The organism is Caulobacter soli (genome assembly GCF_011045195.1).
GTDB classification, from domain to species: domain Bacteria; phylum Pseudomonadota; class Alphaproteobacteria; order Caulobacterales; family Caulobacteraceae; genus Caulobacter; species Caulobacter soli.
Genome location: NZ_CP049199.1, coordinates 1,909,692 through 1,922,161, shown reverse-complemented (window position 1 = coordinate 1,922,161; position 12,470 = coordinate 1,909,692). Strand labels below are relative to the sequence as shown.

7 protein-coding genes are annotated in these 12,470 nt (G+C 66.8%); 5 read left to right on the top strand and 2 right to left on the bottom strand.

Translation table 11 applies throughout. The features are described 5' to 3' along the window. Window positions 1–291 precede the first annotated feature (291 nt). Window positions 292–1,164, bottom strand: a complete 873-nt coding sequence (locus tag G3M62_RS09255; protein ID WP_165186430.1) for a bile acid:sodium symporter family protein — start codon at window positions 1,162–1,164, stop codon at window positions 292–294. Window positions 1,165–1,562: 398 nt separating this feature from the next. Here G3M62_RS09255 and G3M62_RS09250 point away from each other — a divergent pair, with 398 nt between their 5' ends. From G3M62_RS09250 to G3M62_RS09230, 5 genes are all read left to right on the top strand, one after another. Beyond that, window positions 1,563–3,413, top strand: a complete 1,851-nt coding sequence (locus G3M62_RS09250) for a phosphoenolpyruvate carboxykinase (GTP) (protein ID WP_165186429.1) — start codon at window positions 1,563–1,565, stop codon at window positions 3,411–3,413. 66 nt (window positions 3,414–3,479) lie between these two features. After that, complete coding sequence (tpiA, locus tag G3M62_RS09245; RefSeq protein ID WP_246263541.1) at window positions 3,480–4,235, top strand: triose-phosphate isomerase; 756 nt, start codon at window positions 3,480–3,482, stop codon at window positions 4,233–4,235. 290 nt (window positions 4,236–4,525) lie between these two features. Continuing rightward, complete coding sequence (locus tag G3M62_RS09240) at window positions 4,526–7,474, top strand: TonB-dependent receptor (RefSeq protein ID WP_165186427.1); 2,949 nt, start codon at window positions 4,526–4,528, stop codon at window positions 7,472–7,474. 264 nt (window positions 7,475–7,738) lie between these two features. Next, the gene (locus G3M62_RS09235) at window positions 7,739–8,944 is read left to right on the top strand and encodes a saccharopine dehydrogenase family protein (protein ID WP_165186425.1); all 1,206 of its coding nucleotides are present in this window, start codon (window positions 7,739–7,741) and stop codon (window positions 8,942–8,944) included. 13 nt (window positions 8,945–8,957) lie between these two features. Then, entirely contained in the window at window positions 8,958–10,130 is a 1,173-nt protein-coding gene (locus tag G3M62_RS09230) for a carboxynorspermidine decarboxylase (protein WP_165186424.1), read from the top strand. Window positions 10,131–10,137: 7 nt separating this feature from the next. On the opposite strand, the gene G3M62_RS09225 is transcribed toward G3M62_RS09230, so the two are convergent. Further along, the gene (locus G3M62_RS09225) at window positions 10,138–12,267 is read right to left on the bottom strand and encodes an alpha-glucuronidase family glycosyl hydrolase (RefSeq protein WP_425483864.1); all 2,130 of its coding nucleotides are present in this window, start codon (window positions 12,265–12,267) and stop codon (window positions 10,138–10,140) included. Window positions 12,268–12,470: the final 203 nt, after the last annotated feature.

Below are 12,470 nucleotides of genomic sequence, written 5' to 3'. Positions count from 1 at the left end.
GGCGCAATCGTAATACCGACGACCCATCATCCGTGCGCCGCCGCGCCCGCCGATCTGCCGAAAAAGCAGGCCCCTCGCTTCACAGGCGCCGCATCGCGCGCCGTTCCCGCCGCCTCTGGCCCGCGCGCCAGGGTCCGGTTTGCCTTCGCCCCCCACTCTCTCACAGCCTGTGGCTCTCGCAGGGAGATTGCGATCATGCTGTCCAAACTGACGACCATCCTCTGGCGCTTGATCTGTGACGGCCTCACCGCGCGCGCCGGCCGATACTGGCTGGCCTGACCGCCGGGCCCTTCAGGCCGTGATCTGCAGATCATCCGCCGCGCCGACCTTCTTGCGCCACGCCACATAGGGGATCGAGGCGATGGCGTTGACGATCAGGAACAGCAGGACGGCCGCCACCAGCGCCTTTTCGTGCGGGAAGTTCAGGTGGGCTATGCCGAACGCGATCGCGGGGTGACGTGACGACGTGGCTAGGGCCAGCACCGTGCGGTCGTTGCGATCCGGGCCGCCCAGCAGGTGGCCCACCGCCTGGCCGATCAGAACGAACAGCACAAAGGCCGCCAGCGTGCCGTTGCCGATCAGATGCGCCATGGCCTTGCCCTGGCTGACCAGGATCGCCAGCGCGCCAACCACCAGAAGCAGCATGCCGAGTTTGGAGACCCAGGGCTGGATCTTGGCGGCCGGCCCCGGAATCAACGCCGCTACCGCTATGCCCGCGACCAGCGGGCCCAGGACCGTCATGGCCACCACTGGCGCCACCTTGGCCGCGGGCATGTCGAGCGCAACACCGGAAAGGCGTTGGATCAGCTCGATCGCCAGCGGGATCCAGAGGATCGACACCAGGCCCACCGTGGCCAGCAGTCCGATCGCATAGGCGGAATCGCCGCCAGCCTTGTTCTGCTTGTTGGGCAGGATCGGCGGCACCGGCGCCAGCGACAGCGCCACCAGCAGGATGGCCACCGGCCCGTGCAGGCCCATCCCCTTGATCAGCAGCACCGCCAGGATCGGCATGACGACCAGCATGGCCAGAAGCGACTTGGCCATCAGCGCGGGATGTCGAACGAGGAAGGTCAGGTCGGACGGCCTGGCGCTGAGTCCCAGCGCGAAGACGATCACGACGATGCTGGCCTTGATCACCAGCAGCACAAGCTCGGCCATCGACATGACGCGCCTCCCGGTCGGCCCGTTCGAAGAGGTTCGACAGGACGTCGCGGCGTCAGTTTGGTCAGGGCGCGAGGGCGCGCCATCGGGAATCGACCTGACGCGTCTCCACGATTTCTCCTATCGTCCGTCGGCCTCATGATCGGAATTCGGAGCGGTCGATTCGTTCCGACTTGCCCCTGAAACGCGGCCGCTTCAGCGGGGCGATATTCAGCGCCCCGGATTGACTTCCTTCTATTCGGGCGCCGCGCGGGAAAACGTGCCGCCACGCGAGCAATTCTCGCCTCGATTTTCAACGACAACGTTGTCATTGAAAACATTGGTCTTTTCCAACGAGACCCGCGCGCTATGGTGCGGGCAAGGCGAGCGCCAAGTCTCGCCAACTTGCAGCAGGATGAGACATGCAGACCCAAGGGCTGGGCGCTAACGCGCCCCCGACGAAACACGCGCGTCTGTTGGCGTGGGTGGACGAAGTCGCCGCGCTGACCAAGCCGAAGGCCGTCCACTGGTGCGACGGCTCGGACGCGGAATGGGCGGCCCTGACCGACGAGCTGGTCGCCGCCGGCACGCTCAAGCGTCTCAACCCCGACCTGCGGCCCAATTCGTTCTACGCCGCCTCCGATCCGCGCGACGTCGCCCGCGTCGAGAGCCGCACCTTCATCTGTTCCGAAGACCAGGCCGACGCTGGCCCCACCAACAACTGGCGCGATCCGGTCGAGATGCGCGGCCTGCTGAACGACCTGTTCGACGGCTGCATGCGCGGCCGCACCATGTACGTCGTGCCGTTCTCGATGGGCCCGGTCGGCTCGCCGATCGGCGCCCTGGGCGTGGAGATTACCGACAGCGCCTATGTCGCCGTCTCGATGCGGGTGATGACCCGCATGGGTCAGGCCGCGCTGGACGCCCTGGGCGAGGACGGCTTCTTCGTGCCGGCCCTGCACACCCTGGGCGCGCCGTTGGCTGACGGCCAGGACGACGTGGCCTGGCCGTGCAACGACGAGAAGTACATCGTCCATTTCCCCGAGAGCCGCGAGATCTGGTCGTACGGCTCGGGCTATGGCGGCAACGCCCTGCTGGGCAAGAAGTGCTACGCCCTGCGCATCGCCTCGGTGATGGCCCGCGACGAGGGCTGGCTGGCCGAGCACATGCTGATCCTCAAGCTGACCTCGCCGGCCGGCAAGGTGCGCTACGTGGCCGCCGCCTTCCCCAGCGCCTGCGGCAAGACCAACATGGCCATGCTCCAGCCCACCCTGCCCGGCTGGAAGGCCGAGACCATCGGCGACGACATCTGCTGGATGCGGTTCGGCGACGACGGCCGGCTGTACGCGATCAATCCGGAAGCCGGCTTCTTCGGCGTGGCGCCAGGCACGGGCGTCAAGACCAACAGCAACGCGGTCGACACCCTGCACTCCAACTGCGTCTACACCAACGTGGCCCTGACCGCCGACGGCGACGTCTGGTGGGAAGGTCTCAGCGACCATCCGCCCGAAGGCCTGACCGACTGGAAGGGCCGCGCCTGGTCGCCGGAATCGGGCGAGCCCGCCGCCCACCCGAACGCCCGCTTCGCCGTGCCGGCCGGCCAGTGCCCGGTCATCGCCGACGAGTGGGAAGACCCGGCCGGCGTGCCGATTTCGGCCATTCTGTTCGGCGGCCGCCGCGCCTCGGCCGTGCCGCTTGTCACCGAGGCCTTCGACTGGGAGCACGGGGTGTTCCTGGCCTCCAACGTCGCCTCGGAAGGCACCGCGGCGGCCGAGAACAGCATCGGCGAACTGCGCCGCGATCCCTTCGCCATGCTGCCGTTCTGCGGCTACAACATGGGCGACTACTTCAATCACTGGCTGAAGGTCGGCGCGTCGGCCGATCCGGCCAAGCTGCCCCGCATCTACTTCGTCAACTGGTTCCGCAAGGACGAGCGCGGCAAGTTCATCTGGCCGGGTTACGGCGAGAACAGCCGCGTGCTGAAGTGGATCGTCGACCGCCTGGAGGGCGAGGCCGAAGCCGTCGACAGCCCGATCGGCCGCCTGCCCGCCCGCGACGGCCTGGACCTGACGGGTCTGGACCTGACCGAGGCCCAATTGGACCTGCTGCTCACCGTCGATCCCGAGATCTGGCGCGCCGAGACCGCCCTGATTCCCGAGGCCTACGACAAGTTCGGCGCCCGATTGCCGCCCGCCCTGTGGGACCAGTTGGACGCCCTAAGCGAACGGCTGGCGCGCGCCGGCCAGCCCACCAAGGTGCTGGAACGGGCCTGACGCTCGCCCATCACACCTCAGAGATAGAACACAAGGCGCTGGGAAGGTCCGGCGCGCGGAGACCGAATGCACGTCGCTATGGATAAGCCCGCCCGCAAGTACGTGGTCGGCAATTGGAAGATGCACGGCAACCTGGCCGCCCTGCCCGTCCTGGGCGTCATCGACGCGGCGGCGCGCCAGACGCCGGCCGTGGACGTGGGCCTGGCCGTGCCCGCGACCCTGATCACCGCCGCCTGGCAGGCCACGGGCGCGCTGAGCGTCGGCGCTCAGGACATCCACGCCGCCGACAAGGGCGCCCACACCGGCTGCCTGTCGGCCCCCATGGTCAAGGACGCCGGCGCGGCCTTCACGATCGTCGGGCACAGCGAATGCCGGGCGGGCCGCCAGGAAACCGACGCCGAGGTGCGCGACAAGGCCGAAGCCGCGCGACGCCATGGCCTGTCGGTGATCCTCTGCGTGGGCGAGGCCCTGGACATCCGCGAGGCCGGTCAGGCCGAGGCCGTGGTCCGCGCCCAGCTCGAAAACTGCCTGCCGGCCGACGCTGACGGCGACTGGCTGTCGGTGGCCTATGAGCCGATCTGGGCCATCGGCACGGGCCGCTCGGCCACGGCGGACGACATCGCCGCCATGCACGCGGTGCTGCGCGAGACCTGCCGCGCGGCCCTCGGCCCGGCCGGCGACCGCGTTCGGCTGCTGTACGGCGGCTCGGTGACCCCCGCCAACGCCGCCGACATCCTGGCGACCCCGAACGTCGACGGCGTGCTGGTCGGCGGCGCCAGCCTGACGGCCGAGACCTTCCTGCCCATCATCGCCCACGCCTGATGCGAAACGGCTCACAAAGGGCCGGAACACGTGCGTCGAACCCGCCCGCCGCGGCCTCTGGCCGACGCCTTGGTGGTCGCTGGGCCACACCTCGCGATCAAATGGTCGGACATCGTTTTTTAGAGAGGTATGACCTCGTTGACTTACGAGGCCTTACCTCGTAACGATCACTCCTGTGACCGCTACCATTACAACCTCCCTCGCCGGCTAACGCCGACGATCAGGAGGCGGGAACCGGAAGCGATCAAAATGACAAGTGCGCAGAGCACTGAGATTTAGGGGAGAATCAAATGGACCAGTCACTACAATTGCGCGCCCTTCGCTTGGCGCTCATCGGCGCCAGCTGCCTGACCGGCCTGGCCGCCGCGCCCGCGTTCGCCCAGACGGCTCCGGCCGCCGCGGCGCCTAATTCCGACACCGTCGAGGAAGTGATCGTCACCGGCTTCCGCAAGAGCCTGGCCGACGCCACCAACGCCAAGCGCGACAGCATCGCCTTCACCGACTCGGTGTTCTCCGAAGACATCGGCAAGTTTCCCGACCTCAACATCGCCGAGTCGCTGAACCGGATCCCCGGTATCCAACTGACCCGCGAAATCAATGGCGATGGTCTGAACATCGCCGTGCGCGGCCTGGGCACCAACTTCACCAAGGTGCTGCTGAACGGTTCGCAGATCGCCGTGGCCTCGTCGGGCCGCACCGACAGCCAGAACCAGAACCGCGAAGTCGACCTGAACCTGTTCCCGACGGAACTGTTCACCCGCCTGGACGTCAGCAAAACCCCGATGGCCGAACAGGTCGAAGGCGGTGTGGCCGGCGTGGTCAACATGCGCAACGCCCGTCCGCTGGATCGTCCCGGCCGCCACTTCACCTATTCGGCGCAGGGCAGCTATCAAGACAGCGCGGGCAAGTGGAGCCCGCGCGGCGCCGTCCTGGCCAGCGACTCCTGGGACACCAACGCTGGCGAGTTCGGCCTGCTGCTCGGCTATGCCGGCGTGCGTAACAAGAGCCGCACCGACGGCTTCGAGACCATCGGCTGGACCAACGCCAACCTGACCTACGCCCAGTGCGGCACGACCCCGCCGGTGACGACCCCGCCGACCCTGCCGACCGCCGCCTCGCCCGGTTGTAACAGCGCCATCGGCGGCAACGGCTTCAAGTTCGCCGACACCGTTCCGGCCGGCGCCGGCAACGGCCTGGTGGCCGGCACGCCGGTCACCGCCGCCTACCTGCAAGGCCTGAACCCCGGCACGACCGCCCAGCAACTGGGCGACGGCCTGCTGCCGCGCCTGGGCCGCCAGTCCTACAGCGAGGGCAAGCGCAACCGCGACTCCGTGCTGATCTCGGGCGAATGGCGCCCGAACGACGCCCTGGCGTTCTATAGCGACCTGCTGCTGGGCAAGACCCACAACAAGTTCAACCGTCTCGACATGGACTGGATCGTCCGCAACTCGAGCGGCATGATCCCGCTGAACGTCAAGGTCGACAGCAACAACGTCGTCACCAAGGGCACCTTCGCCAACTCCCAGTTCTTCCTGGAAGCGCGGCCCTATGACGAAAAGACCGACTTCTACAACTTCAACCCGGGCGGCTCCTGGCAGATCAATCCGTGGCTGCTGCTGGACGGCCAGTTCAACCTGAGCCGCAGCGTGTTCTTCCGCGAGGCGCCGACCATCCTGGTCAACTCGCCCGCCGGCCTGACCGTCGACTTCGACAACACGTCGGGCGACATGCCGATCATCAAGACCGCCGCCAACCTGAACGACCCGAACCTGGGCTGGACCTTCGCCGGCGGTCGCCTGAACATCCAGAACGAAAAGCGCGTCACCGCCAACAAGGGCACGCACTGGAACCTGAAGATCGGCGACAGCGACGAGAACTACATCAAGGTCGGCGTCGCCTACGACGATATCAGCCGCTCGATCCAGGCCCTGGACAACAGCACCGCCTGGCAGACCTTCGCCTGCGGCGGCGGTCTGGTGAACGGCGCGGTTCCCACCCCTACCCCGGCCTGTAACGGCCAGGCCGGCTCGGCCATCACTCAAGCCCAGCTCGCCTCGTACCTGCGTCCCGGCCCGGGCTTCATCACGGTCGACTACGACTCGTTCAAGGCGGCCACCCAGTACGACCGCTTCAACGACAGCGCCCCGGCCGTGTCGTCGGCCGCCACCGCCGCCAGCTCGGGCTTCATCGAGGAAGAGACCACCGGCGCCTATATCGAGGCCAACGCGGTCACCCAGATCCTCGACCGCGACCTGGCCTTCAACTTCGGCGGTCGCTATGTGACCACCGACCAGACGATCCGCGGCCCGCAGACCGTCAACGGCGTGACGACCACCCTGGAGCGCCTGACCAAGTACGACGCGTTCCTGCCGGCCTTCAACGCCGTCTACAAGGTGCGCGACAACATCAACCTGCGCATGGCCGCCTCGCGGACCCTGACGCGCCCGAACCCCAGCGCCATGCTGCCGGGCACCAGCTTCAGCGATCCGTCTGCCCAGAGCGCCACCCAAGGCAACCCGGCGCTCACCCCCTACACCTCCAACAACTTCGACATGGGCGGTGAGTGGTACACCGGCGGCGCCGGCTATATCGGGGTGGCCCTGTTCCAGAAGGTGGTCAGCGGCTTCACCATCCAAGGCACCAACACCATCCCGTTCAGCCAACTGGGCGTGGCCTACGCCAACCTGACCCAGCAACAGCAGGCGGCCATCGACCTGCGCGGCGGCCCGAGCACGGCCACGGTCACGGTCAGCCAGCAGGTCAACGCCGGCGGCAACCTGACCATCCGCGGCTATGAACTGAACTGGGTCCAGCCGCTGGACTTCCTGATCCCGGGCACCGGCTTCACCGCCAACTACACCCGCATCAACCAGAGCGCCAACGGCGCCGGCGCTCCCGCGGTGGCCATCGGCGTCTCGCCCTACACCTATAACCTGACCGGCTACTACGAAGGTCACGGGGCGACGATCCGGCTGTCGTACAACTACAACGACGCCCAGATCAGCTCGGACCCGAACCAGAACAGCGTGCCGATCGCCCGCCTGAAGACCGACGCCTACAAGCAGGTCGACCTGTCGGCCAGCTACCAGCTGCCCTGGAAGTACGCGCCGCAGATCACGTTCAACGCGATCAACATCACCAAGGAAAAGCAGCGTCAGACCTTCCAGTACGACAACGCCGCCTTCACCCTCTACGACCCGGGCGCCACCTATCTGATCGGCATCCGCGGCCAGTTCTAGAACCTGACGCGAACACCTTCCTTCCTTCGCGTTCCCCAGCGGCGTGTCTTCGGACACGCCGTTTTTTTGCATGCGGATAAGACTGTCATCCATCCGTGGCAGTTTCGGCGTCTCGTGGCGTCGGGGGATCCCTCCCCGAAACCAACCGTTCCGAATATTCGACAAGGGTGGTTAGCGAACCTGCCTTTCGCGTGATAAGACCCCCGCCCCCTCGTGCGAGCGACTATGCTGAACGAGGCTACTAGGCGTTTAGGAGAAGCCCAAATGAGCAGGGTGCTGGTTATCGGCGCTGGCGGCGTGGGTTCGGTCGCTGTCCACAAGATGGCGATGAACAAGGACATTTTCTCGCACATCACGCTGGCGAGTCGTACGAAGTCGAAATGCGACGCCATCGCGCAGTCGGTGAAACAGCGCACCGGCGTGACGATCGACACCGCGGCGATCGACGCCGACGACGTCGCCGCGACGACGGCGCTGATCAAGGCCGTGCAGCCCGCGCTGGTGGTCAATCTGGCCCTGCCCTACCAGGACCTCAACATCATGGACGCCTGCCTCGCGGCCGGCGTGAACTATCTCGACACGGCCAATTACGAGCCGCGCGACGAGGCCAAGTTCGAATACAAGTGGCAGTGGGCCTACCAGGACCGCTTCAAGGACGCCGGCCTGATGGCGCTGCTGGGCAGCGGCTTCGACCCGGGCGTGACCTCGGTGTTCACCACCTACACCAAGAAGCACCTGCTGGACCGGATCGACACGCTCGACATCCTGGACTGCAACGGCGGCGACACGGGCCTGCCCTTCGCCACCAACTTCAATCCCGAGATCAACCTGCGCGAAGTGACCGCCCCGTCGCGGCACTGGGAAAACGGCCAGTGGGTCGAAGGCCCGGCGCTGAGCCACAAGCAGGTGTTCGACTTCGAGCAAGTCGGCCCGAAGAACATGTACCTCATGTACCATGAGGAGCTGGAATCGCTGGTGAAGTTCTATCCGGAGATCCAGCGCATCCGCTTCTGGATGACCTTCGGCGACAGCTACCTCAAGCACCTGGACGTGCTGGGCAACATCGGCATGACCAGCATCGAGCCGATGATGTTCCAGGGCCGCGAGATCATCCCGATCGAGTTCCTCAAGGCCCTGCTGCCCGAGCCCTCGTCGCTGGGTCCGATCACCAAGGGCAAGACCAATATCGGCACGATCGCCACCGGTGAGAAGGACGGCAAGGCCCGCACCGTCTACATCAACAATATCTGCGACCACGAAGAAGCCTACGCCGAGACCAACAACCAGGCGGTCAGCTACACCACGGGCGTACCGGCCATGATCGGCGCGGCCCTGATGCTGACCGGCCAGTGGAAGGGCGCCGGCGTGTTCAATATGGAGCAGCTGGATCCCGATCCGTTCATGGACATGCTGAACCAGCACGGCCTGCCCTGGAAGATCCAGGACCTGGACGCCCCGCTGGCCTTCTGACCGGACCCGACGGATGGAAACCAAGGCCGCCGGCCCCGGCGCATTCGCACGCTTTGACCTGGACCGCGTCCCGTCGCCCTGTTTCGTGGTCGACGAGGTCGCGATCCGGCGCAACCTCGCCACCCTCAAGGACGTCGGCGAGCGGGCCGGCGCCAAGGTCCTGCTGGCGCTGAAGGCGTTCTCGATGTGGTCGCTGGCCGATGTGGTCGGCGAATATCTCGACGGCGTTTGCGCCTCGGGCCTGTGGGAGGCGCGTCTGGCCCGTGAGCACTATCACGGCCACCTGACCACCTATTCGCCGGCCTACAAGTGCGAGGACCTGCCCGAGATCCTGCGGCTGTCGGACTCGGTGATCTTCAACTCGCCCGCCCAGATCGCCCGGTTCGCCGACCTGATCGCGGCGGCGCGCGCCGACGGCGCGGTGTTCGACATCGGCCTGCGGCTGAATCCAGAGCACAGCGAGGCCGAGGTCGCCAAGTACGACCCCTGCCAGCGCGGCTCGCGCCTGGGCTTCCCGGTCTCGCAGCTGCGTCCGGAGCATCTGGAGGGGATCGACGGCCTGCACGTCCACGCCCTGTGCGAGCAGGGGTTCGAGCCCCTGCAGCGGATCTGGGCGTCGCTGGAGCCCAGGCTCGAAGGCCTGCTGGGCGGCGTGAAGTGGATCAATCTCGGCGGCGGCCACCACATCACCCGCGCCGACTACCGCAAGGACGACTTGGTCGTCCTGTTGGGTGAGATCGCCGCGCGCCATGGCGTGCAGGTCTATATCGAGCCGGGCGAGGCCATCGCCCTGGACGCGGGCATTCTGGTCGGCGAGATCCTCGACACCTTCGAGAACGGCCTGCCCGTGGCCATCACCGACATCTCGGCCACCTGCCACATGCCCGATGTGATCGAGGCCCCCTACCGCCCCGCGATGCTGGACGAGCGTTCAGAAGGCGTCGCCGTCCGGATCGGCGGCCCGTCGTGCCTGGCCGGCGACATCATCGGCGACTACGTCTTCGCATCCGTCCCGGCGGCGGGTACGCGCATCGCCTTCCTCGACCAGGCCCACTATTCGATGGTCAAGACCAACACCTTCAATGGCGTGCCCCTGCCCGCCATCGCCCTGTGGAACAGCAACACCGATGCGCTGAGCCTGGTCCGCCAGTTCGACTACACCGAGTTCCGGGACCGGCTCTCCTGATCCGCCATCAGCCTCCGCCCGGCGCATACGGGAAGTTCAGGCCCTCGTAGTAGTCCAGCGAATGGGCCGGGGGCGCTTCGCCGGCCGGCAGGGGCAGGCCCGAGAAGGTCTGGAAATAGGCGATCGAGGCGTCGCGCCACCACTGGGCCTCGTTGCGCTGGATGGCCAGGAAATCGGCCACCTGGGCGTGGCGCTCGGGATCGACATAGGGCGCCAGGCCCGCCCAGGTCTTGCCCATGCCGTCCACCGTGGCGACGCCGTGCGAATAGTGGGTCACCAGGCCGTCCCACAGGGTCTGGCCAGACTTCAGCTTGTAGGTCCACGGCAGGTGGTGGAACCACAGCAGGTCCTTCTCGTCGATCGTCTTCAGGTCCGAGAAGCGCTTGGCCACGACGGGCGCGTACTGGGCCGTGGCGTTGCTCCCGGTGGCCGTGCGGTCAAAGCCGATCCCGTCCTTGCCGGCCTTGGCGTAGTAGACGCTCGTCCAGTCGGCGCGCGGCCCGCCGGTCACCCAGGGACCGGGACCGTAGTGATGGCTGCGGCCCATCTGGTGGTGCAGGCCCAGCGGGGTCATGTAGTCGACCGCCGCCTCGCGCGAGCCCATCATCATCGCCACGGTCGGGGCGACGAAACGTGGATCGGTCGAGAAGGTCATCCTGGCCCAGTCGGCGGCGATGTCCTTGGTCGAGGCTTCCGGATCCCAGGCCAGGCGGCCGAACATGTACCAGTTGGCCTGGTCGAACTGCGAGCCCGACCAGTTGCGGTCACGGCCGATATTGGCGACGCCGGCCATCAGGGTCAGGGGGCGCGCATCCAGCGTGCCGTCCACCACCTTGGCCACGGTCGAACCCGGACCGTGCGCGTAGGTGTCCGATTTCAGGGTCTCTTCGTAGAGCGGACCGAGGTAGACGAGGTGGGTGGCGAAGCCGAGGTATTCCTTGGTGATCTGGAACTCCATGCCCAGGTTGGTCTTGGGCATGGCCCCGAACAGCGGGTGGAACGGCTCGCGCGGCTGGAAGTCGATCGCCCCGTTCTTGACCTGGACGATGACGTTGTCGCGGAACTGACCGTCGAACGGCTTGAATTCGCTGTAGCCCTGCTTGGCGCGGTCGTCCGGCTGCTCGTGCGAATAGACGAAGGCCCGCCACATCACGATCCCGCCGTGTGGTCCCACCGCGTCGGCCAACATGTTGGCCCCGTCGACATGGGTGCGGCCATAGTCCTGCGGGCCTGGCTGGCCCTCGGAATTGGCCTTCACCAGGAAGCCGCCGAAGTCGGGAATCGCCTTGTAGATCTCGTCGGCCTTGGCCTTCCAGAACGCCTTCACCGCCGGGTCCAGCGGGTCGGCGGTCTTCAGGCCGCCGATCTCGATCGGAGCGGACCAGCGGGCCGACAGATAGACCTTGATGCCGTAGGGCCGGAACACGTCGGCCAGGGCCGCGGCCTTGGCGATATAGGGCGCGGTCAGGCTGTCGGCCTTGGCGTTGACGTTGTTCAGAACCGTGCCGTTGACGCCGATCGAGGCGTTGGCGCGGGCGTAGTCGACGTAGCGGGGGTCGGTGTAGTCGGGCAGCTTCCACCAGTCCCACAGCGAGGCGCCGGCATAGCCGCGCTCCACGTGGCCATCCAGGTTGTCCCAGTGGTTCAGCAGGCGGTGATTGATCTTGGGGGCCGACAGGATGTCGAGCGCGTCGACGCCCTGCCCCGTCTGGACCAGGCGAAGATAGGCGAAGACGCCGTACAGCACGCCGACGTCGCTGTTGGCGGCGATCACGGTGGTCTTGCCCCCCTTTGAATTTTGGAGCGTTCTAATCAGGTAGCCCTCGTCGCCCGCGCCCTTCAGCGGCAGGTTCAGGGCCGTCACGGCGGGCGAGCTCTTGGGCGTGCCCAGCAGGATCGAAGGCGCATCGGCGGCCGGCGCCGAGCCGATCAGGCCGTCCAGTCCGCGCTGCAGTTCGGCGCGGGCGACCTTCAGCGTCGGGGTGTCGGCGACGGGCGCGATGGCGCGGGCCGCGGGTCGTTGCGCCGTCGGCAGCGGCCGATAGCGCAGCCACAGGTCATAGCCGTCCTCGGCCCGGGCCACGGAGGCGCTCAGGGTCGCCGAGATCAGGCCGGCCGCAAGCCACAGCCCCCGCACGAAGGACGCAAGACGCATGTTTTCTCCCTGGCGACATCATGCCGTTCGACGCGAGGGGGCGCGACGGTCTTGATCTTGTGATACCGCTACCTTGAGCAAAGGTCGAGACACTAAGACATCATTGGTCAGACCAATGGGTTGACAACCGGCGCGCCTGATTTAGATCGATACCGCTACCATCCGATTTTGCCGTCGGGTCAACG

Coding starts and splice junctions, on each gene's coding strand:
- G3M62_RS09235 (WP_165186425.1), top strand. CDS start 7,739: ATGAGCAGGGTGCTGGTTATCGGCGCTGGCGGCGTGGGTTCGGTCGCT.
- tpiA (WP_246263541.1), top strand. CDS start 3,480: ATGCACGTCGCTATGGATAAGCCCGCCCGCAAGTACGTGGTCGGCAAT.
- G3M62_RS09230 (WP_165186424.1), top strand. CDS start 8,958: ATGGAAACCAAGGCCGCCGGCCCCGGCGCATTCGCACGCTTTGACCTG.
- G3M62_RS09255 (WP_165186430.1), bottom strand. CDS start 1,164: ATGTCGATGGCCGAGCTTGTGCTGCTGGTGATCAAGGCCAGCATCGTC.
- G3M62_RS09250 (WP_165186429.1), top strand. CDS start 1,563: ATGCAGACCCAAGGGCTGGGCGCTAACGCGCCCCCGACGAAACACGCG.
- G3M62_RS09240 (WP_165186427.1), top strand. CDS start 4,526: ATGGACCAGTCACTACAATTGCGCGCCCTTCGCTTGGCGCTCATCGGC.